Raw genomic sequence first — 23,594 nt, 5'->3', positions numbered from 1 at the left:
TGCTTTTTTTGTTGACAGTTAATCGTATGTTGCGATAGTAACACTATTGAATCTTCAATTATTTACGGCTTTTGGAATATTAAAAAAAACATTTAATGCTTCAATATTTTTAGATTGATCCATTTGTAAGACAGCACCTGCATGTTCATACGTTTTATTTGTAAAACCTTGTGCTACAGGAATTGTCATTGTTTCTACATGATCAATCGAATTTAAAAACACCATTGAAGTTAACGATAATGTATCAGTAAGTGACAAATCGCTTTCTACATATTTCAACGTACTCTCCATAAGCTTAGGAAGAGATGCAATTTGTTCTAATGAGGACATTTCTTCCGTAAGACGATTTTTAATTTTAACCATTACTTCTTGTTGTCTTTTTACTCTTCCGAAATCACTTTCGGCATCATGACGGAACCTCACATATTTCAATAAATGTTCCCCATGCAAAAATTGCTTTCCAGGTTGTAATGGTAAATTCATATCAGCAATCATCTCTTCTGTTACTTCTACCTCTATTCCTTCTGGAGCAATAGCATCTATAACATGGGTAAAGCCTTGAAAATCTATCGTTACTACATGATCAATAGTAATGCCAAAGTTTTCTTTAATGGTTTTCACGAGCAATTCATTACCACCAAGAAAATAAGCCATATTTATTTTATTTGAACCTTTCGAATATGTTGGTATTTTCACATATGTATCTCTCATTATCGAAGCAATTTTAATACTTTTCTTGACTGGATTATATTGTCCAATCAGTATAGCATCACTTCGGGATTTAGCTTCACCACGAGAATCAATACCAATCACTAATACTTGTATCGACTTTGTAGATTGTTTCGAACTCTCGGGTGATTCATCTTTTTGTTTGGTTTCATTATTACTACAAGCAGCAAGCAAAAATACAAATAATAAAAGACACAATCCTTTCAATAAGGTTCTCATCGTATCATTCCTTATCATAATTAAATGTATTTTATAGCTTGCTTAATTTTCCATTTTTTATACAAAAAAATCTATAATTGTTCTTCAACCGGTAAGTGTTCAAGAAATTGTTTTGAGAAATGAGACGAATCAAGTCTTGCTGCAACAAGTGGTGGTCTAACACCTCGCATTAATTGAAATGGCTGACCAATCCATAAGATTCTTTCATCAATCACGACAAATGAAAAAGGTAAATTCTCATATTTTCTTTTATCAGGAGTAATTCCTTCAATCTCGCTAATAGTAATCAAAGTAAGCTTTACTTTAGAATTACGATTATTTAATCTACTAACCCATTCTTCAGGTATTGTACTACCCTCTGGTACCGATATGAAAATACTTTTCTTTGCATTTAATAAATCGTCCCAAACCACATTCTCTTTCTTCGCATGAAGCCATTTCAGACGATTATGATGATTGGTAGCCCATTTACCAATTTGCTGATGTGATACTCCCTGCTTCTCTTGATACTGATGCTCTACTAACTTACGAAAAGTTTTTAGTTGACCTACTTTGCGCCTTACGTAATCACGATTATTCACATGAATAAATTTGCCCTTCGTTCGTGTAATGGCTACATTGATCAGTCTTTCACTTTCTTTTCCTATTAATAACATTCCCGGTCTTTCTTGCGGCCAACTATCCACACTATCAAACACCATTACTTCTCTCTCACTACCTTGAAACTTATGAACAGTCGAAGCCATTATTTGGTCAGATAACATCTCTTCTTGATATAAATCCTCTAATAAATAATTCATCATTTCTGCTTGGACGCGGTAAGGCGTAACATAACCAATGGAACGATTCCCCGCTAAATAAGCTTCATGTATTAACTGAAAAGATACAAAAAGATGCCAAGGATTCCAACGTGACCCTGATAGCCTCTCATTAATACAATAATGACCTGTAAAACTCGTATCTAAAAGAATTGAAGCTAGTTTTGGAAAAGGTTCTCTCACAAGTATTTCTTCACGATTTTTCATCACAGATGGATGATCACTTACAAGTGAATGATAAACATGCTTATTCGTGAAAGATGAGATATCTGGATGCATACGTCTTTGTTGATTTAGTAAGAACAGATGTGGATGGAGTGAATCAAACTGAACCGTTTTAGCTACCCCAGCTTTATGAAATATATCTTCTTTTAGCCATTCCGTAACGATGCTATTCTTAGAATGTGCAATAGGTGGTAATTGTTTAAAGTCTCCACATATTATTATGCGCTTCCCTAGTGAAGCTGCAAATGCCGCTTGCGGCACATAACACATACTAGCTTCATCTATAATGACTACATCATATTTTTTCTCATAAATCGCAGAATCTGTTGCTGCTTTTGCTAATGTTGTCCCAATGATTTTGGCGTCCTTTAGTAGTGCTAGTTCTTTCCTTTTCAACTTTTCTAATAATGAAGCTAATTTCGTTTCAAGCTTCAATAATTGATGAGAATCTCGGGTACTAAATGACTTAGCCAAATCGTTTTTTATATTACTTTTTTCTTCTATTACTTCTTCTCTTTGCTTCGTTAGCTCTGGGTCACTTTTCTCTAAAAGATATTTCATCGTAATAGCATCATTTTCAAAGTTTGAGTTCGAAGTATTACCATAACGAAGAATATCTCCTTCTTTAAACTTTTTCTTATTCTCTAAGAAATGATACGTTTCGCTCATTAATACATCTACCGCAGCATTACTTTGCGCGAGAATTAAAACATTTTGTTTTTTCAAATATTTATTAGCTGCTACCCTTGCCAAAGTGTGCGTTTTTCCTGTACCTGGTGGCCCCCAAACAAATGTTACTGGGTTATATTTTGAGCGTAGAAACAATTCTTTCACATTGGTTGATTGTTCTGACATTGGATGCTTTGCTTCCATAGTAGGTTCCATTAACCTTTTGATTCTTGCTCTTTTATTTTTACTTTTTTTGATTTCATCTAATCTACTTGCCAGTTCATCTAACAATTGCCACGGGTCATACATTAAATAGGCCTGAGTAATATCATCTCCTATAGAATTCTCCAATGTGACAATAACACCTTTACCTTCAGAAGATAAGATTCGACCTTCTTCTATCGTATTTCCCCATTCTATCTTCACTGTAGACCCAAGTGGAATAACCATAGTTTGATTACTTTCAAAATAATAAGTGTAATCTTCTGTACCTGATAATAATCTTCCATTAAAGAGTAAGTACTTTTTACTTCCGTACTTTTTCAAATAACCTATTTCAATATTTAATGCCTCTTGCCATTCATTAATGTATTGTATTGATGACTTTCCCATCATGATTCATCCTTTATGTGCTATATCTCATATAAAAAATTATTTTATAAATGCTGTTACATTATATATTAGTTGTCTTGTACAGGATAGACATTATTGCAAAAAACTTTATATGACTTTTTCTCAATCGAATAAACAAATCCTGCACAAATTTTATTCCAAATAATAACGTGTTTTTTCTATCATAAATTAATCTATACTAATAACGAAAGCTAATTTTTAGTGGAGTTTTTTGATATATTATTTCTCTGTACGAAAAGTTCTCTTATAAATGCACCCAATCCTATCGAGCAAACAATAACAGAAAACAACATTAGAGCTCTAACAATAACAAAAGGAGAAAAAATAACTTGCAAACTTCCGCTAATAATTAGTATTCCAAATAGTACACAACCCAAAACTAATCGTTTCATAGTAACTGTTTGAATACTCATTTACTCAACTCCATCATCACAATTAGCTAGTTAAACGTTGGCCTCACTTCCATATATTCAACAAAACATCAAATTATATCAAAAGCATTTAATTTATTAATCAATTTGATAAGAAAAACCGTCACCGGTCTTTTTTGATTGATGTTTATGCTCCTTGATTTACTCCCGCATAGCAGGTGTAAGGTTAGACACCCCGCAAAATTATATACCTTCTTATCTTTTGAAAAAAGCTGTTTGAAAAGTGATAAAACATCACTTTTCAAACAGCCTTATGCGCTATAGCTTATAAAATTGAAAAATTATGGTTACCGATTTTCTTAATTACTTTTAGTGATTTAATCCAACGATCATTTGTCTTTCTTGGATTATAAAAGAAAGTTGCCTCTATACCTTCTTCTTGTAAAGCAATAGCTTCATTAACAGCTTTTTTACTTTCCAAAGAAGCAGGCTTTTTAATTGAACCATTTGCTACTGGCGAAAACTGACCTTTTGCTTTAATAACCTGGCTCACGTTATTAGGGAATTTTTTGCTATCAACACGATTTAAAACAACGTTTGCTACCGCTACTTTCCCTACATATGGTTCACCTTTTGCTTCAGCATGTACAAGCCTTGCCATTAAATCCTTTTCTTGAGACGATAATGTTTTAGGTAAAACGAGCTGTGTACCGTTTGCTAATGTTTTCGTTTTTATATTATTTTTCTTTAGTAATTCTACTAAAGATACTCCATATTTTACTGCTATATCTTTAACACTCTCAGTTCCTTTGACAGTGTGTATAATTTCACCTTTACTATTTCTTTTTATAGATGTTGAAGCAGCTTCTGCTTTTGTCGCTTCAATCGTAGGTGCCAAAGATATCAGGAGCATAGTAGCAGTTATTACTAGAACAGATAGTAATTTCTTCATATTATTTCCTCCTCTTCTCTAAGTCCTATTAACCTTAACATATAAAAAAATAGTCGTTCATTGTAAAATAATTTCCAGTTGTATTTTTTATTTCAAAAAAAATAGCAATGAATCCTTATAATTCATTGCCTTTATATGCATTTATGCACCATATTAATTACCTAATATTAGTAAATACCCCTTAAATTACTATTGATATCTATAAATTAATTACGAATTTCTAAAATCTTTTCTGCTTTTGTGCTTAAAGATTGTTGGTCCCCATTTGAAAAAATCCCTGCAAAACCTGAAAGTAATAAAATCGCACAAATACCTAAAACCCAATTTGTAGCCTTTGAATTTTTTTCTGAAACTTGATTCATTGTTGTTCTCCCCCTTTGTTGTACAATGAGGACATTATATAATAGGTTTCATATATAATTCAAAAGATTAGACTTATTTTTATAATTTTGTTTGTATTTTTATTCACATAGTGAAGTAACCTATTGTGTAAATCGCCCATAAATGAAGCGGATAGAAGAAATAAAACATATATTTAGTGAATGTATTATTCACTCCACTTTCACCGTTATATAGTAATATAAACGGAATTGCGAACACCATTGCTCATTGAAAATCAAATACAAACATAGCATCAAATGTATATTCAGATACACTTCCCACCGTTAACCCTAGCGATAGAAAACCATAAAGACATCCCAGGAATATAAGTATGAAGTTGATCTAGTACCATAAGGACCATTGCAAATATTTTTAATTGAAATGCACTAAGTCTCATATAAAACCTCCGTCTGGTTTTTCTCTTTCATAAATATATCGCATAGTAAGTGGATGACCTATTGCATTTACTTACGTACATCTTACATTTTCGTAAGGTAACCATTTATTCCAAACAAAAAACTCCTGTGGATTGAATCCACAGGAGTTTTTCTAAATATATATCAACCTTCTAATAATAATTGCTCTGGATCTTCTAATAATTCTTTAACTTTCACTAAGAAACTAACAGCTTCTTTACCATCAACGATACGGTGATCATAAGATAGCGCAATGTACATCATTGGTCTGATTTCCATTGTATTTTCATCAATAGCAACTGGACGCCATTGAGTTTTATGCATACCAAGAATACCAACTTGAGGAGCATTCAAAATTGGTGTAGACATTAATGAACCGAATGTTCCACCATTTGTAATTGTGAATGAACCACCTGTTAGGTCTGATAAACCTAATTTGTTATTACGAGCTTTTTCAGCTAGTTCACCAATTGATTTCTCAATACCAGCAAAGCCAATTTTATCAGCATCTCTTACTACTGGAACAACTAAACCATCTGGAGCTGCTACAGCGATACCGATATCATAGAACTTCTTGATAACTAACTCGTCACCTTGAATTTCAGCATTTAATAATGGATACTTCTTCAAAGCACCTACTACTGCTTTTGTAAAGAAAGACATGAAGCCTAATTTTACATCATTATTTTTTTGGAATTGATCTTTTCTACGTTTACGTAAATCCATGATTGCTGACATATCTACTTCATTGAAAGTAGTTAACATTGCAGCAGTATGTTGAGCTTCTACTAAACGTTTTGCAATTGTTTGTCTTCTACGAGACATTTTTACAATTTCAACAGGCTTATCAAATTGTTGTTTTGGTGCTTCTGCCGACTTAGCTGCTGGTGCAGGAGTTGCTGCTACAGGAGCTGGTGCTGCAGGTGCCACTGGATTATTTAAATCTTGAACACGAACGCGTCCTAGTGGATCATGCGTTGCAACAGCGCTTAAGTCAATACCTTTTTCACGAGCTAATTTACGTGCTGCTGGTGAAGCGATTGGAGCATCACCGATTTTTTTAGGTTCTTCTTTAGCAACTGGAGCTGCCTCCGCTTTAGGTGCTTCTGCTACAGGAGCTTCCGCTGCTGGCGCAGGCGCTTGACCTTCTGCAGCTTCTCCAACGATTGCGATTGCTTCCCCTACTTGAACTGTATCTCCTTCTTCTTTAAGAAGATTAGATACAACTCCACTATGTTCTGAGATAATCTCTACATTTACTTTATCTGTTTCTAACTCAGCGATATAATCGCCTTTTTCAACTACATCACCTGGTTTTTTAAGCCATTGAGCAATTGTTCCCTCTGAAATTGATTCCGCTAATTCTGGTACAATGATTTCTGCCATGTTAGTTTCCCCTCTTTGCTTTATTGTTGAAATGCCTCAGCGATAATACGAGCTTGTTCTGATTTATGGAAGATTGGATCACCTTCCGCAGTACTTGATCTTCTTCTTCTTCCGTTGTAACAAACATTTACGTTCTCCGGAGCTAAGTCCTTAAGAATTGGTTCTACAAATGACCAAGCACCCATGTTCTTAGGCTCTTCTTGTGTCCACACAATTTCTTCTAAGTTCGTAAATTGTTTAAAGTATGCTTCAATTCCTTCATATGGGAATGGATAAATTTGCTCTAAACGAACTAATTTAATACCTTTCACATCTTCTTGAGCTTCAGCATATTCATGTAAATCAATACTGATTTTACCTGAGCTAATTACAAGTCGTTTTACTGATTTATTATCAACAGATTCTGAAATAGGATCTTCAAAGAATAGTTTGAAGTTTTCTTCAGTGAATGCAGCTGGTACTGATGCAGCATTCGCATGTCTTAGCAAGCTTTTTGGTGTCATTAATACTAATGGTCTCACTTCTTCTGTTTTAAGAATCTTCGCTTGTCTTCTTAAAATATGGAAGTATTGAGCTGCACTAGAAAGGTTTGCAACTGTCCAGTTATTCTCTGCTGCTAGCGATAAATATCTTTCTAAACGTGCACTAGAGTGTTCAGGTCCTTGTCCTTCATATCCATGTGGTAATAAAATAACAATCCCTGATTTTTGTCCCCATTTAGCACGTCCTGCTGAAATGAATTGGTCAAATATAACTTGAGCAACGTTTGCAAAATCACCAAATTGAGCTTCCCAAATAACAAGTGTCTCTGGAGAAAATACATCGTACCCGTAATCAAATGCTAATACTGCAGTTTCAGTTAACGGACTATTGTGAACTGAAAGTGAAGCTTTAGCCGTTGGAAGAGTGTGTAATGGTGTGTGTAATGAACCATTCACACTATCATGTAATACTAAGTTTCTATGAGCAAATGTTCCACGTTCAGCATCTTGCCCTGATAAACGAATTGGTGTTCCGTCTTCTAAGATTGTACCGAATGCTAATGTTTCAGCTAAAGCCCAATCAATCTTACCGTTTTCCTTAAATGCATCTAATCTACGTTTTAAAATACGCTCTAGCTTCTTAAATACATTGAAACCTTCAGGGTATTTTAATAACTCATTATTAACATTCATTAGTCGCTCTAAGCTAACTGCTGTGATTTGACTTGGAATACCTTTTTCAACTGTTTCAGGTGGTTCTGTAACTCGTGTAACACCTTTTTTGCTATTTGAGATTTTTTCATAAGAAGCAGACAATTTACTATAAATAGCCTCTTCGATTTTTTCATATTCTTCTTTTGTAATTACTGTATTTTCAATCAATTTATTTGCATAAATTTCTTTTACAGTAGGGTGGTTGTTTATCAATGTATACGTAGTTGGTTGAGTAGTCATAGGCTCATCCATTTCGTTATGTCCGAAACGACGGTAACCCATCAAATCAATCAAGAAATCTTTTTTAAATTCTTTTCTATATAAGAACGCTAAGTGTACAGCAGCTAAACATGCTTCAGGATCATCTGCATTTACATGTACAACCGGAATTTCATAGCCCTTCGCTAAATCACTTGAATATTTTGTTGAACGAGAATCATAGCTTTCAGTTGTAAATCCAATCATATTGTTAGTAATAATATGAACTGATCCACCTGTTTGGAAACCTTTTAATCTACTTAAATTCAATGTTTCTGCCACAATACCTTCCCCTGGGAAAGCAGCATCTCCATGAATTACGACAGCAAGTGATTTAGATACATCTTGTTTAGGGTATCCAGCTTGTGTACGGTCATCTTGAACAGCTCTAGAATAACCTTCAACGATAGCTCCAACAAATTCTAAATGACTTGGGTTATTTGCTAATGAAAGTCTTGCCTTAACGGTATTATCAGCTTTAATTTGCTTATCTCCACCAAGGTGATACTTCACATCCCCAGTCCAACCATAATTGATACCAATTGAACCTTCAGATGGTACTAAATCCTTGTTTGGAGCATTTTGAAACTCTGAAAATATAATTTCATATGGCTTTCCAAGAACATGCGCAAGCACGTTCAATCTACCTCTATGAGCCATACCAATGTTAATGCTCTTTGTACCGGTTTGAACGGATTCTGAAATTAATTCATCAAGGATTGGAATTAATGTATCCAGTCCTTCAACTGAGAAGCGTTTTTGACCGACAAATGTCTTATGAAGGAATTTTTCAAAGCCTTCAACTTCTCCTAAACGTTTTAATAAAGAAATTTTCTTTTCATTAGAAATTTTCGGAAATAATCTTCCAGACTCAACAAGATTTGTTAACCATTCACGTTCTTTAAGATCATATACATGATGGAATTGGAATGCAATTGTCTTTGTATAAAGCTCTTTTAAGTATTGAACAGCTTCAAACCCATCTTTTACAAAGCTTGGTGCTTCTTCAACTAGTAATCTAGCTGGAATTGCTCTTAAATCTTCTTCTGTTAAATCATAACTTCTGTAATCTAAAGAAATCGTACTTTCTTCACCATTACCTAACGGATAAATGTCCGCTGCAAGATGCCCATATTTACGAATATGCGCTACTAGTTTTACTGCTGATTTCATTTTTTGCATATTTAATGCGCTTGTGTTTTGTAACCTAGTTGTACCTTCACTTACTTGAACATAGGTAGCCGCACTTTCATCCGGACCTCCCCATACATCAAATAGCTCTTTTTCTTCTGAATCAACGGAACTTGAATCTTGCACATACTGATCATATTTTTCTAATAAATATGCGTAGTTTGGTCCCGTTAAATTTCCCCATGGATTCCCACCCATTCTATGGCTGGCCATCTTTAAACCCCCACCTTATGAAGTATATGATTGTATAAAACTATTACCCTTCATTGTATAATACCCATTTTCACTAAATGTTGAACATCAATTTCATATGTAAAGAAGTTTGTTCAAAATAAGAGTATTATCCCATTTGAAGTATAAAACGTTTTCACAGATATATTAACACTTTAAGTGCGACAGTTCAAAATATTGACACAGAAAAATACGTTTTTTTTGCACACCTTTTTTCTAGTCGAAAATTATAGCTTCAAGAAATGACTTCCACTATTAAAATCCCTGAAATCCTTAGAATAATGGAAGTCTTTTTTATGACATAACTTCGCTATTTGAACTGCATTTCTTCTGTTTTATCATCAATCACATCAAAAGCAAATCCTTGAGACTTCAGCCCTTCAATAATAGTAGGAAGAGCTGTTACAGTATTTTTCATTAAATTAATATCATGTAGTAAAATTATTACTTTTTCCTTACCTTTAGCACCATTTAACACATTCGATGTTATTGTTTGCACACTGACCGTTGGACTAATTCCATCCTTTGAATCCACATTCCAATCAAAATAACGATACCCTCGCGTCTCACACTGTGACGTTATCTGAGTCATAATTGTTGGGCCACCATAAATTTTGCTTGAAACATTTTTTGATCCACCTGGAAAACGTAAAATATTTGATTCTATTGAATAATTATCTTTCAAAAACTTCTCTAACCTTTCAATATTTTGAAAGAAAGCATCTTTAGAGACATAAATTTCACGATAATCATGAGTATATGTATGTAGGGCAATCGCATGTCCTCTTTTAATCATTTCTTTATAACCCACTTTAGCCTCAGGAGCAGAATTCGCCATCACAAAAAAAGTAGCCTTAACTTTGTATTGATCTAAAATATTTAAAATAGGAATCGTGTTTTTAGAAGGTCCATCATCAAATGTTAAATAAGCCACTTTTCGATTCTCATCGCTTTCATCAATAGGTAGAATATCTTTTGTTTGAATGGCCTTTACTGCATTTGCCTCATCATTACAAAAAAATGTCAATAACATAGCACCTATAATTGTAAAAGTTATAGCAATAACTTTCATAATTCTTTTCCCGTTTGTTAAAAGCATTATAAACGCTCCTTTCTATTTATTTATGTTTAGCTATTTTTCTATTTCTATTCAGAAATACCGTCACCGGTCTTTTTTGATTTATGATATTCTTCTGTTCTACACCAAATCAAAAAAGAGCTATGCGGCAATATCGAAAAGCTGAAGCTACCCTTTTAGCCCCTATTAGCATAAGACAACTCGCTCAAGAAATACGCTTTTCATTTCTAAAGCGAGATGGCTTATGCTAATAGGGGAGCTAGACAACATGTATAAGACGAACTGTTCTTGAAAACCCGTCTTTGGTTTTCAAAACAGATATTGGCATATTTCCGAACATAGCAGGTGTAAGGTTGGACGTTGAAATACCGTTAACTTCTAATAATAAAAGACTGACCTAACAGCGAATAAATCACTGTTAGGTCAGTCCTTTACATTCATTTATTTTTGTAATGAATCTTTTGTTTCTTCTGTTATTTTCGAATTAGTTTCAATCGTCTCTTTTTCATCATCTATTAAACCTTTTGTTGATTTTTTAAATTCTCTCAATGTTTGTCCAACAGAACGACCTAGTTCTGGAAGTTTCTTTGGCCCAAAAATAATTAGTGCAAGAACTAAAATTAATATTAATCCTGGAACTCCGATATTTGATAACACTTTCATCCATCTCCTTAAAATCATAAATTTAGTACAGACTATACAATTTTCATCACTTATACGTAATGTCCGAAAATTACTATCACACAAATGACGAACTTTTTTGAGGAATCGATGGGAAAATAGCTTCTTTTAATTTCATCTTCTATATTCCAACATCATAATTCAAACCTACATTTACTTACTTATTTAATTCCTCAAAACCACCTCTTTTTTGTGATAAATTGAGCATAAAGAAATAGAATTTTAATTACTATTTCTCTAACGTTAGCTAAATCTTAGAAATCTTCTAAGTAAAAAAATATTACCGAACAAAGATGGGATACCAAAAGATACGGTATATCAAGGCTGGTATCCCAACTCCAAAGTCACTTCTAATCATTTAGTAACGTTTTACGAATAGATACGAAAAAACACAAAGTAATTTCCGAAATAATCAGTTTTATAATACCTTTTTAAGTATCGGAAAGCAATGATAATCATAACTATACACACAAAAGACAATTCTTTATTTTATTACATAAAAGCTTTTCCACTTACATTTAAATACGACGTTCGAAATGTTTACTCTATTTACTATGTAGGGTTAAAATGCATCATAGTCTATTTTTTTATATTATTAATTATTTCATTTATATATTTAGAATCATTTTCGTTTAACTCAATATATGTATTATCTTTTTTTAAGATAGTTTCATTTCCCTTTTTCAACCAAATAGAATGTACAGTAAGCTTATTTTCTTTTTTACGATCATTAAAATAGATCATATAATTCGGTGGTGGCGGAGACTCTTCTGTAAATGAATATGACTTCCCATTAGCATTTGTTAAAATCAAATCTACTTTATTGGCTGTTGTACGGGGTATGTCTTCTTTATATGCAATAAACTGATGTTCTTTGTTGTTCTTCAGTTTTGATATAGTTATTTTGTTTTCGGCGTTCTTTGAACAGCCTAGTATCAGATTAAATGAAAATAAAATGATAATCAGTAATAAAAATCTACTCATTCAGCAACCTCCTATCACTGACAATAATAAATTTGAAATTCACTCTCTTTGTTAATAATTCAATATGCTGCTACCTAATACCTCTATCGATAATGTTATTTTACTAATAGAAAAAAGCCTTCTTCCACCCAATTATTGAATTAGATAAAAGAAGGCTGTATTCGAACTTAACTACTGGTTATTTCAAAGATATCTTAGTAAATTTCGGGTATCTAAAGATAGTTTCATATATATGAAACTGAATATCTCCCAGCACTATCTCTCCACATTAAAGTATCTCGCCTCAGGATGGGCAAATACTATCGCTGATACAGATGCTTCTGGCTCCATCATGCAACAGATACAATCAAATTCGTTATGAACGTTGATATAACAACATTCTTCTATCTAATTTAGGTTAATTATAGCCTTATCAAATGGCTTTATCAATTTTTAAATAAATTTGATACATTCAAAACGTATGACCAATAAGGGTTACAAGATTACCACTGAATTATTTGTTCTTCCTCTTAATTAAATATAATAAATAAAGAAGTTACTCACGAAATTTGAGTAACTTTTAAAACACCATATTATAAGAAACTTCCCGTCACAAAATAATCTATCACTGAAAGAACAACTAAACCTACAACATAAAAACCAACTGGCATATGCTCACACCACCTTTTGGTTTTAGTATGTTCAATTTTTCATTTTTCTTTTCATCCATTATTTAGTATCTAAATGAAAGGTGTATAAATAGGGTTATAAACTTTTACATCTGTCTAAATAGTAGGTGTCTATATGGTATCGCAACCGTCTAAATGACCGTCTAAATAATTATTTAGACACTTTAGAGCTTGGAAATCCCTTGAGCCATAAGGGTTTATGGGATTTCCAAAAGTGCAGACTCTATATATATTGAGGGAGAAAGTTGAATAAAATAATTAAAACCTTAAGAGTGATTATTGGATTTTTTTCTAATCATCATCTTATAATCCTAAGATAAGCATATTAGGGGGAAAAAGGATGGCTGCAAAAGAAAAGACAAAAAAACCATTTTATAAAAAATGGTGGGTTTGGGCATTGGCAATAATAGTTATCGCTATTGCTGCTAGCAGTGGTGAAGACGAAAAAGAAGAAACTACTTCACCAAAAGAAGAAGTAAAAGTCGATGTTAAAGAAAAACCCAAAGAAGAGGCGAAAAAAGAAGTAAAAGCCGATGTTAAAGAGAAACAAAAAGAAAAAGTGGTAAAAACAGTTACTCAAGAAGAGTTTGAATCCTATGCAAGAAATATTAAAGGCGGTACTTTTATTAAAACGATTTCTGTTTCACAAAATAAAGGTAATATTGAATATTTCTCTACATTTGATGAATATAAAACAGCAAATCCTCAAGGCTTGCTTACTGAAGATGATTACAAAGGATATTTCGATTCTGGCGAAGCAATACAAAAGATTTTTGTCGGTGAAAATGTACGTTTATTAAGACAATTTCCTGCTTTAGATTCTACTTCTATGACTCTTTCTTTCGATGGAAAATCATATTCAATTGATTTAAAAAGAGATGAAGTGAATGCATATTTAGGATTTAAAGTAGAAGAATTAAGCACTAATGATGGTTCATGGAATAGTAAATTTTCAGACCCTTACATCTATAGCGATGAAAAGCGACAAGCGTTCTTCAATAAATTCGCAACTGTAAAATAAGTAGATACAAATTATCTTAGGGTAATGAATTTTAAACATATGTAAATAAAGAGAACTAATATATTATATATATCAAATATGTTGGTTCTCTTTTTATTATGTATGGATATTTCTGAATAACTATTGCTTTTGAACTTTTTTTCTTATGCAACAAACGGGGCAGGTTAGTTCAATAATTAATTTCCTGTATTTTACAAAAAACAGAGAAAAAATGATAAGATTTTAATATGTATGGACATAAAATAGGAGGGTGATTCAGAATGGAGTTCAAATTTGAGAACGGCGCTATAGTCCTCCCCCCCTTTACACATTACATTTATCGCAATAATTATTATTATCTTATTAGTAAAGTGGAGCAAACAATTAGAAACAAGACGATTTACGGTTTTCTTTTACTTTTTAATTAGCACCTACATTGCCCCAATTTTTTCTCTGAGTACAAATGAAGGTTTATTTCGGCTATGGTTTCCCTTAGGGTTTGTTGTAATATGTTTTTACTTGTTTCGTAGCAAAAGAAACCATCCATCTAAAATGAAAGCGAGTATTTTAGGACTGTGCATAGCGTTATATCAGTTAGTTTTTCAATACTTTGGGTAGTTTTGTTATAGCACTAACGGCAGGTTTGTGGAATATTACCTTTAATTGTTGGGAAGCTAACAATAGGTGAAAACGTTATGAAAAAATTTCTTTTTATTATATTATTGCTTATTTCATTAAATCATTTTACTATACCTGCTTATTCAGCAACTATAAATGAGTCGGATAGTGAACTATGTGAGGCGTTTAAATATGCACTTATTATTAGTCTAAGAAAACCAATTGATAAAGCCATTTCTGAAATTTATAACAAAGATAAAAATGCACCAGAAGACCTTACTTGGGCTCCGTATGCTACTGAAATTCTTAAGATTAGGCAATCAAATGGAATCGGAGGTGCTTATGAAATCACTTTGAAAGTTACACCTTATTATCGTGCTCACATTACTTATGGAGAGGATAAAATTATCGTAACGGCAGATGGAAAATTAATTGATTATAAACATTTGAAAACTTATCCAAAAATAGACTTCAAATAACAGATTGTTAAATGACATCTATTTGTGAAGAAATGTACTTAAACAAACGGGTGCTAGAGCTGAAGTTCAAGGCTGCTTATAAGCAGTCTTATATTTGTTATGGCACTAACGGGCAAGATAGCTTAATAAAGATAGTCGCAATAGGCTTGGGAACAATATATCTAATATATAGTTTAGGGTGATGAAATTGAACAATAGTAAACCTTATTTATTGCTTTTATTCAGTATTTTAATGTGTGTAACAGTAGGTGAGACAGTCTATGCACATCCGAACGATAAGCCCCCATCTCTTGAAAAAATGTATACTCAAATTGGGTATACAACTATTGAGGATGCCGTTAAGGAATTTGAAAATCATTTTAAATGTAAAGTAAAACTTCCTTCTCTTCAACCTTCTATCCCTTTCACACACCAATTCGGAATATTCCGGGAAGATAAAAAATATAAAATAAATGATATGCTTGAAATTCATTATGTAAACGAAAAATTATCACAAAATCATTTCAAAATAGACATTAGACCTATTAAAAATAAAGTACCCTTTGAAGATAGTTTAAATAAACATTTTTTCAAATTAAATGATGGTCAGAATGCTTTATATATTGACGGGAAATTTTTAAAATTTTTTGTATTTGAAAAATATAATTTGCAATATTTATTTGGAATTGATGAAAGGATTTCTAAACAAGTGACACCAAAAGTATTACTTGAAATTGCTAATTCAATTGATTAAATCCCTTCAGCAGTATTAGTTTTCTCCAGAAACATTGTGAAAGATTCCACTTAAGCTATCAGGTGCGTTAGTTGAAGAACGGAGATAGCCAAAAAGCTGTCTCTCTTTTTTTAAAAGTACATTATTCATACAGATTCACGAACATATAAATGTCTAAATGATATAAACATTCGTATTGATACAACACCATAAATCTTTGCAACCGTCTAAATGACCGTCTAAATTATAATTTAGACACTTCTCCTTTTACACAATAGTTGGGGCTGTAAGCATGGGAAGAAATCATGATTTGCAGACTCTATATATTAATTTATTATTATTTTAAATAATTAAATATATAGAGTTGGGCGAAGAACCAGAGCGAAGTTAAAATTCGGATTAAATCTGAATTTTATATGAAGCTTACTTAATAATCAATTATCTTTTCATATTCACATAACCTCATTTTTCGTGAGTGAGTGTAGGAGCGGTAATGCAACCTTATATTTTCAAAATCTTTCTATTCCTTTTGATGACAAGTACCTCCCCATAAAAAAGAAAATGACACCCCTAGAAGGATGTCTAAATTGTTTGTTCATATTCTTTAAGAACTTTATAAAATGAGTTCTTTTTCAACTCTAACAAAGACATAAACTGAACTCCTGTTATCTCTTTTCTTTTCCATTTAGGATAGTTACTATCTAACTTTTTTCTTTGTTCCATGTTTAATGTTCCTAAATTTAATTGCGGTCTACCTAAATGCTGACCTTTTGCTTTTGCAATCGCTATCCCTTCAGCTTGACGTTGTAAAATGTTATCACGCTCACGCTCACTAACAAAGGCTAAGACTTGGAGAACTAAATCACTTACAAAAGTTCCTAATTGGTCTTTATATTGTGTTGTATCGAGTAAGGGCATGTCTAATACTTTTATATCTGCTTTAATATTTTGGGTTATATCTTCCCATTCTCGTTTTATTTCTTTAGAGTTTCTTCCAAAGCGGTCAATTGATTTCACATAAAGTAAGTCTCCTTCACGCAAACACTGTTTCATGGCTTGATATTGCGGTCTATTAAAGTCTTTACCGCTTTCTTTATCAATAAATATATCTCGTTCATGAATACCCAATTCTTTGATTTCCATAAGCTGTCTTGCTTCATTTTGGTCTTTACTCGATACTCTTATATAAAAAAATGTTTTTTACTCACTTATAATTCACTCCTTTCTGATATTCGTATTACAATTACATCCAATCTGTTTATAAAAGTATATGCTAATAGATAAACGTTTATAATAAAAAAAACAAATTTTACAAACGATACATACTCAGTATTTCTAATAACCTTAAAGGTATACATTTATAAACTTTATACGATTATGCTCTAGAAAACGGCTAGTCTGATCGAGTTTTTACGTCCTGATGAGTTAGATGTTGTGATTGAGCAGATTAAGGGTAGGAATCCAGAGGAGTGAGGAAAAATGTAAGATTTTCAGATTAATTTATGAGCAGAAAAATGGATTAAAAACATGATAAACTTAAGAAAAATATAAACAAATTCAAATAAAGAAGTAGCGAATAAATCAACAAATTTAATTGATATTCCAAAAAATAACAAAATATAGTAATATATTACTTAAAAGGAGGCGGATGTTATATCTAATAATGTTTTTTATGCAGATTTAGACCTAATAAATGGAAAAGGCGTATTAGTCACAGGTCATGGAAAAGGCTTAGTTAGTAAGGATTCTAATATTAACGGAGAATACATAGCTAATGACAGTGTTAGACTAATAGCTAAGAATGGAGATCTATTTGGGTATCAAGGATATGTTGAAAAAGAAGATAACGAATTAACTAAAATAGAGTACCTTTTATACTTTTTCGCACAATCCGAACCTAATCAACCACCGGCACCCACTATTATTACTGCTAAAGCATATTTATCATTGAGTAAACATAATATTGTTACTGGTGAACAAATTGCTCAGATGTTTAATTCTTTCTTGGGTAAAGCTTCTCAAAATTCAAAAAGTGCATACAGTGAGTATGAAGAAATTTTAGGGCAAGTAAATAATGCTTCTTTTATTTCAGTCCCATTTACAGAAAATGAAAACCAGAGAGCAACATTTGTAAATAATCTTATTAAGTAAAAATCATCTTAAATAACTTAATTCATCCGATTGTTTGTTGATTATTTGCAAAAGAATAAGAAAAGAGCCTAGAACCCTTTTAAAATTACGGATTCTAAGCTTTTTTTTATAATTCCCACTCAATAGTAGCAGGTGGCTTAGAAGTAATATCATACACAACGCGGTTGATGTGTGCTACTTCGTTTACGATAAACGTTGATATATCAAGGTTTATTAGCCGTCTACTAATAATTGAGGTTTTAAATTACAGTTCAATTATTTACGTTATTTTTGTAAGTCAATTGTAGCAGGTGGAAAGGGTTTTGTTCAACATTTTTCACCTTCAATAATGATTATATGTTGTTTTAGTTTTATCTACTACTTCCTATTAATGGCTGTAACTCGGCATGAAACATAGCTTCTAATGCTGCAATAACTATATTTTGCTTTGCATTATCTAAATCACTATTGAATGAGAAAGTCATAATTTCTAAATTTAACTCTTCACCAATAAACTTAGCAAAGCTCCCTAAATACATAGCATATGTACTAGCTTTATCAGTTTTTACTTGTAAATGCTGATTTAATCTTTTTGAAAGGCTTTCAAATCTTCTTCCTACATAAATAACTCTAGAACCTTTATTTTTTATTTCTATTCGTTCCTCATTAATTCTTGGAACTTTTTTAGTTTTATCTTTAAAAGCTAACCAATTCTCATTAAATTTATTAAATTCACTACAATGGAATATATAAATACCTGGAGATTTTGGGAAAGGTCCACTTTTATTATTTGCTTTCCCGCTTTTGGTAATATTAATATTGTAAGTACCTATTTCAATATTGTCTTCCGCAATTATATTTAGAATCGATTTCAATTTTTCTATATTTTCTAAAACAAAATTACTCACTTTATCTACTCCCCCACATTTTTATAAATCATTTTCTAATTAAATATAATAAAAAACCGCTATTAAGTTCTTCTCTTAATTTGCGGTTTTGCTTTTAATATTTACAGGTAATCACTGGATAAATACTCTTAATAAGACCAATGTAAACGATTTAATCTTTCAAGAAACTGATCAGCTACTTCTGGCTCAACACTCTTTATGAAATACACCTTACCATAGATATATTCTTTAAAAAAAGACTTCTCTGCCATACCTTTCGCTCTTAAATGACCGTATATTCCATATTTCTCACAATAATAAATTTGTTGTTCAACCTCTTTTTTAAATGCTCTTTTAACTTGAACACCATTATTAACCAAGAGCCCTGTAACAAACTGCGCTTGGTTCTTAAATTGCATACGCTCTTTTTTATTATTTAAATTAAAACCATAGAACTCAACAATTTGCTTAAAAGCTTTTCTTTTAGATAAAAAAAGAGGTATGTCATTAGTAGATATAGTCATGTCATCTGCATATCTAGAATAATTTGCACTAATTTCATTTGCCATAACCTTCATTGATTCATCCATTTTATTGCAGAGAATGTTAGATATAGTTGGACTACATGGTGAACCTTGAGGTAATTTCCCACAATGTGTAGTCAAACAAGCAAAAGCATAGGAAATCTGAGAAGAGTATCCTACATTATAAAATAAAAAATAAACATCTTTGAATGAGATTGATGGAAAAAAGTCCTTAATATCTATGGTATAAACTAACTCTTTATTAACATGAACCTTTGCATTATCTACAATACTAGTTTGTTTTTTAAAACCAGTTGCACAAGCATTAACAGGAAAATGTAATAATATGTTATCAAGAATCCATTTTTGAATCTTTTTTAAATTCAAACTTGGTGCTTCAATAATTCTATAGTCACCAGATTTTTTAGGAATCTTAAACTCTTTATAAAATGTTTCTGTATTTATTATATAATAAAACAGCGTATTGTAATTTATCCCCATCAACATTGATAAATGCTTAACATCAAAAATCACAGGAAAATTTTCATTATATAAATTTTCTGCATATTGGGTACATCTTTTTATATATTTATCTGAAAATCCTTTTGCAATTAATTTCACCTTTAATTCATCTAAATAGTTCATATTATTCCTCTGTAAGATTATCTAGCTTCTACTATAATTTATTGTTTTACTAAACATAATATCGCTTGTCGATATAAAACCATGATCATTTTTTTGGTTTTAGGGATTAAAAAGCGCTCTCCTTTTTAATCCCTAATGCTATAAAGTAGCATTAATTATGACTAGGACTCCCAGCCAATCTAGAAGCTAGACAATCTTATTATATTATATTTGATTTAAATTTTTTATCAAACCTTTTTGGTATATAAACTTCTGTAAAACTCATAGGAGTTTGTGTAAAGATTTCTTCTTCATCTACGCTATCGTAATCCACTTCTAATAAATTTATTCTCTTTAATTCATCCAATCCTTTATCAGTTAGTTTAAAATATTGGTCAAGTTTTAACATATCCGCTTTCAATAATTCCTCTAACATTAAATCTAATTGTTCTTTCTGGAATCCAAATAACATTAATAACTCATTATAGGAATAACTAGCTCTAACATTATTAAAATAATGTAATATCATTACTGTTTTATATTTATCCATTAGGCATTTGTTTCCTCTTCTTATTAGAGTAGTTTTGTTTTCGACGATTTGGAGCAGTGATACGAACAAACAACCTCTTCCACTTATCTGGATCTTTATCCGAATAATACCAAAAACTACTTACCGTATTATTTGGTATATTATGAGAGAACAATACTAATAACTCTGATTGTTCATACCCCAATATATTTCTGTTATTTTCTCCCCATAAACCTTCTTCCATACTATATAATTGGTCAAATTCTTCTTTTGAAAGAATTTCTATCGCCGATAATTTTTTCAACTCAAAACAATAGACAAATTCAATTTCAATTTCAGTATAGCATTTTGAAAGAGAATTAAATTCATCAATCGCTTGTTCAGTGACTGCTAAAAATAAAAAAACAATTTTCTTGCCCTGCATTTTTTTGTGATGATAATTTACAAATTTTCTTACAGTACCACCCGTTCCAGAAATATCATCTATAAATATTAATGTATTACTATCATCCGCATATTTAATATCATTAATAATAGAGTCTCGATATGGTAATAATCGTGTTCCTTTTACCTGTTCTTCCATATCAAGTTCCTTAACTAATGAAATCATTTCATTTGAGCCGCTATATCTTCCATCAATCGGTGTTAATGGTAAAAGAGCAGTAGTATTAAAATTATTATTGTCTTTTTTGAATACTATCATTTTTTCTTTTAATAGACTTTTTATTTCTTTTTTTGAAAAGAACCTTAAATTATAAAATAGCTCATTCAAAATTTTTTTATCTGTTCCTGATGTAACGTTTTGAATCCACTCTCTATATTTTGAATCTATATCTTTAAAGTATAATTCATCATCATAATCGGCTTTCACTTTCTGCAAATATTCCACCATTTTTCCATCCATGAATAGACTCATCCTTCAATGTTAATCTCTAATTATTTTAAATATAACATATTTCCAACTTAATCTAGTCGTATCGAATTAAGTTTCTTTTAATTTTGCATGAATGAATCTACCTACCTATATACTTAATGGCTATTTGTGTATCCTCACCTTAAATAAAATTCTTACTTTTAGTTTGGTCTACCTTACTTTCATAAAAGTATAACTTTTATGAAAATTTAGGCTCAGCACGTAATCACTAGATTAAAAACAACACACGATTCATTCTTGATTACGGTTGCACATAGAAAATCCACACAAAACATTGTTTTGCTACGTGGAATCGATGTCTTTATCCACAATCATTTTAACTCAACTAGATATGTCAATTTTCCTAAGTTAATAAGCTTGCACTTAAATTCACACAAAATAACGTTTATAGACAAGATTCACTTAACGATTTCACACACATTAAATTTTATAACATAGTGCATGGACAGTAGTGTTAAACTAAGGAATTTATCATATAAAATTCTTCTTTTATCAAAAGTAATTTCTCTATAGCATGATTTTTTGAAGTTATAATTATGAGGATAAAATGAGTTTTTTTAAAACTACGTTTTTCTAGCTCACTTATTTAAACTAAATATTAGGAAAAATCATAACCATAATATTTTTGTAGTCCTTCAATTCTTTCAATGTATAGTCTATCAAAATATAATTTATAGTAATCTTCATCAACACAATAATCAGCTAATTTAGGAGTATTATATGTTGATTTACCACCTAACTCTTCATCAGTTTCTTTAACTAGTCTTGGTTTTAGAAATGCATGTACTTTTTTTTCTGCTTCTTCAACCACACACTCTAAACGCTTCATTTGAAAATCTTCTTTATTTTGGATTAAGAACTGAGTTTCATCTAATTTAAATTGTTCAATGGCTTCTTTATTATATTTTTTTAAGTATGCAATGATTTTCTTTTTACGTGCTTTAAGATATATTGCATATTCTTCAAAGCAATAACTTAATCCTAATACAATTCCGTTGTCATCAGTAATTGTAGCAATTTTTTCATCAAACTCTTTTTCATACGCTTTTGTTTTTTTAGTTTTTCTATATGTAGAGATATACCAATCTGTTACATCATGTTTTTCCATTAATGTACGTTTAAGACTAGTTGCTTCTTTATGTGTTCTTACAGATAAGTTAATTTCTTCACCATTTAATAACTTACCTTTGTGAACAGGATAATACTCAATAATACCTAACCCTTTCATACGGTTTAATGTACCTGCAATTTGTTTAATTAAACCTTTAACGATTAGTGTATAATCATCAACTAATCTATCCTCTCCACTTTGAATAATATTCCCTTTTTTTAATTCTTTAATAAAATTATCTCTATCACGTTCCCTCCAACGTGAACGTAATATTTCGTAAGTTTTAACGTTAATTACTCCAAAATCTAATGCCCATCCAGCAAGTGTTTGTGAATCTTCCTTTTCTAAGCCTTGCTCTAACACTGAAACAACTATAATATCAAGATTTTTTGTATATGGTTTCCAAGCACCGTTTGAAATACGACCATCTTCTCTTACAGAACGTTCCTCTTTTTCTACCCCAACTCTATATACATTGCCACTACCATGAGGATTCTTAATAATCTCTACAAATTCATAAATTTCCTCCATTGTTTTTATAACAGCATTCTCTACATGCTTACTTTTAAACTTGCCATGTTTTTCAAAATGTGCTTTCTGATTCTCATTACCATATTTATCCACAGCTTCTCTTTTAGTATAAACCATTTAATCTTACCCCTTTTTTATTATCTTTTCTTAAAGGGCAACATAATCAGTAATAATATTATTTATTATATATTGTTAGTGATTATGTTGCCCTTAATTGTGAAACAACTTCATTTATTATGTACTTTTTGACCACCATCCTCCGACTGTACGCTACGCAAGACAGTCGAAGCCTAGCCACAAAAAGTACGCAAAAATGGCTCGTCCTATATTTTTTTCAATATATAATATAGTATTGGATTAATTTAAATCCAATACTATATTATACCATAAAAATACTTTTTTGTCAATTTAGGTGTCAAGAGTTCAATA

Annotated in this window: 20 protein-coding genes and 2 pseudogenes; 4 read left to right on the top strand and 18 right to left on the bottom strand. The window is 31.3% G+C overall.

Annotated features, from left to right (window positions below):
- Positions 1-54: 54 nt before the first annotated feature.
- The 11 genes and pseudogenes from TX86_RS05035 to TX86_RS26125 all read right to left on the bottom strand — a co-directional run.
- Positions 55-948 (bottom strand): LCP family protein, encoded by an 894-nt coding sequence (locus TX86_RS05035; RefSeq protein ID WP_042346831.1) that lies wholly within the window; start codon positions 946-948, stop codon positions 55-57.
- Positions 949-1,019: 71 nt separating this feature from the next.
- On the bottom strand, positions 1,020-3,275 hold the full coding sequence (locus TX86_RS05030; RefSeq protein WP_336469848.1) for an AAA domain-containing protein: 2,256 nt from the start codon (positions 3,273-3,275) through the stop codon (positions 1,020-1,022).
- Positions 3,276-3,484: 209 nt separating this feature from the next.
- Positions 3,485-3,706, bottom strand: a complete 222-nt coding sequence (locus TX86_RS05025; RefSeq protein WP_042346828.1) for a hypothetical protein — start codon at positions 3,704-3,706, stop codon at positions 3,485-3,487.
- 283 nt (positions 3,707-3,989) lie between these two features.
- Positions 3,990-4,616: a cell wall hydrolase gene (locus tag TX86_RS05020; protein ID WP_052343537.1), complete on the bottom strand. Its 627-nt coding sequence runs from the start codon at positions 4,614-4,616 to the stop codon at positions 3,990-3,992.
- A gap of 206 nt (positions 4,617-4,822) precedes the next feature.
- Positions 4,823-4,978: a hypothetical protein gene (locus tag TX86_RS26590; protein ID WP_154663050.1), complete on the bottom strand. Its 156-nt coding sequence runs from the start codon at positions 4,976-4,978 to the stop codon at positions 4,823-4,825.
- 579 nt (positions 4,979-5,557) lie between these two features.
- On the bottom strand, positions 5,558-6,799 hold the full coding sequence (gene odhB / locus TX86_RS05010; RefSeq protein WP_042346825.1) for a 2-oxoglutarate dehydrogenase complex dihydrolipoyllysine-residue succinyltransferase: 1,242 nt from the start codon (positions 6,797-6,799) through the stop codon (positions 5,558-5,560).
- 20 nt (positions 6,800-6,819) lie between these two features.
- On the bottom strand, positions 6,820-9,657 hold the full coding sequence (gene sucA, locus TX86_RS05005) for a 2-oxoglutarate dehydrogenase E1 component (RefSeq protein WP_042346823.1): 2,838 nt from the start codon (positions 9,655-9,657) through the stop codon (positions 6,820-6,822).
- 328 nt (positions 9,658-9,985) lie between these two features.
- Complete coding sequence (locus tag TX86_RS05000) at positions 9,986-10,774, bottom strand: polysaccharide deacetylase family protein (protein ID WP_081707562.1); 789 nt, start codon at positions 10,772-10,774, stop codon at positions 9,986-9,988.
- 420 nt (positions 10,775-11,194) lie between these two features.
- Entirely contained in the window at positions 11,195-11,410 is a 216-nt protein-coding gene (locus TX86_RS04995; RefSeq protein WP_042346820.1) for a twin-arginine translocase TatA/TatE family subunit, read from the bottom strand.
- Between the two features lie 603 nt (positions 11,411-12,013).
- Positions 12,014-12,418, bottom strand: a complete 405-nt coding sequence (locus TX86_RS04990) for a hypothetical protein (RefSeq protein WP_042346818.1) — start codon at positions 12,416-12,418, stop codon at positions 12,014-12,016.
- Positions 12,419-12,673: 255 nt separating this feature from the next.
- Positions 12,674-12,754: pseudogene (locus tag TX86_RS26125) on the bottom strand (vitamin B12 dependent-methionine synthase activation domain-containing protein); the annotation flags it as partial.
- Positions 12,755-13,426: 672 nt separating this feature from the next.
- Here TX86_RS26125 and TX86_RS27145 point away from each other — a divergent pair.
- The 3 genes from TX86_RS27145 (at position 13,427) to TX86_RS04975 (ending at position 15,916) form a co-directional block, all read left to right on the top strand.
- Positions 13,427-14,107, top strand: coding sequence for a hypothetical protein (locus TX86_RS27145; RefSeq protein ID WP_052343536.1), 681 nt, complete (start codon positions 13,427-13,429; stop codon positions 14,105-14,107).
- A gap of 674 nt (positions 14,108-14,781) precedes the next feature.
- Positions 14,782-15,183 carry a DUF3888 domain-containing protein gene (locus tag TX86_RS04980; RefSeq protein WP_042346812.1) on the top strand — a complete coding sequence of 134 codons (402 nt, stop codon included), beginning with the start codon at positions 14,782-14,784 and terminating at the stop codon, positions 15,181-15,183.
- Positions 15,184-15,370: 187 nt separating this feature from the next.
- On the top strand, positions 15,371-15,916 hold the full coding sequence (locus tag TX86_RS04975) for a hypothetical protein (protein WP_052343535.1): 546 nt from the start codon (positions 15,371-15,373) through the stop codon (positions 15,914-15,916).
- Positions 15,917-16,477: 561 nt separating this feature from the next.
- Here the strand turns inward: TX86_RS04975 and TX86_RS04970 are convergent.
- Positions 16,478-17,080, bottom strand: a complete 603-nt coding sequence (locus tag TX86_RS04970) for a recombinase family protein (RefSeq protein ID WP_042346806.1) — start codon at positions 17,078-17,080, stop codon at positions 16,478-16,480.
- Positions 17,081-17,842: 762 nt separating this feature from the next.
- Here TX86_RS04970 and TX86_RS27135 point away from each other — a divergent pair.
- Entirely contained in the window at positions 17,843-18,046 is a 204-nt protein-coding gene (locus TX86_RS27135) for a hypothetical protein (RefSeq protein WP_230203569.1), read from the top strand.
- Between the two features lie 106 nt (positions 18,047-18,152).
- Here TX86_RS27135 and TX86_RS26110 read toward each other — a convergent pair.
- The 6 genes and pseudogenes from TX86_RS26110 to TX86_RS04940 form a co-directional block, all read right to left on the bottom strand.
- Positions 18,153-18,248, bottom strand: a pseudogene (locus TX86_RS26110) (GMP synthase (glutamine-hydrolyzing)); the annotation flags it as partial.
- A gap of 148 nt (positions 18,249-18,396) precedes the next feature.
- Positions 18,397-18,933, bottom strand: coding sequence for a GIY-YIG nuclease family protein (locus TX86_RS04960; RefSeq protein ID WP_042346801.1), 537 nt, complete (start codon positions 18,931-18,933; stop codon positions 18,397-18,399).
- A gap of 128 nt (positions 18,934-19,061) precedes the next feature.
- Entirely contained in the window at positions 19,062-20,081 is a 1,020-nt protein-coding gene (locus tag TX86_RS04955; protein WP_042346800.1) for a reverse transcriptase domain-containing protein, read from the bottom strand.
- Positions 20,082-20,280: 199 nt separating this feature from the next.
- Positions 20,281-20,610 carry a hypothetical protein gene (locus tag TX86_RS04950; protein ID WP_042346798.1) on the bottom strand — a complete coding sequence of 110 codons (330 nt, stop codon included), beginning with the start codon at positions 20,608-20,610 and terminating at the stop codon, positions 20,281-20,283.
- On the bottom strand, positions 20,603-21,493 hold the full coding sequence (locus TX86_RS04945; RefSeq protein ID WP_042346796.1) for a phosphoribosyltransferase-like protein: 891 nt from the start codon (positions 21,491-21,493) through the stop codon (positions 20,603-20,605). The genes TX86_RS04950 and TX86_RS04945 overlap by 8 nt, the downstream gene beginning before the upstream one ends.
- Positions 21,494-22,121: 628 nt before the next feature.
- Positions 22,122-23,282 carry a hypothetical protein gene (locus TX86_RS04940; protein WP_042346794.1) on the bottom strand — a complete coding sequence of 387 codons (1,161 nt, stop codon included), beginning with the start codon at positions 23,280-23,282 and terminating at the stop codon, positions 22,122-22,124.
- Positions 23,283-23,594: the final 312 nt, after the last annotated feature.

The organism is Bacillus massiliigorillae (genome assembly GCF_000380245.2).
GTDB lineage: Bacteria > Bacillota > Bacilli > Bacillales > DSM-1321 > Bacillus_AD > Bacillus_AD massiliigorillae.
This window is presented reverse-complemented; position numbering and strand designations above follow the sequence as displayed.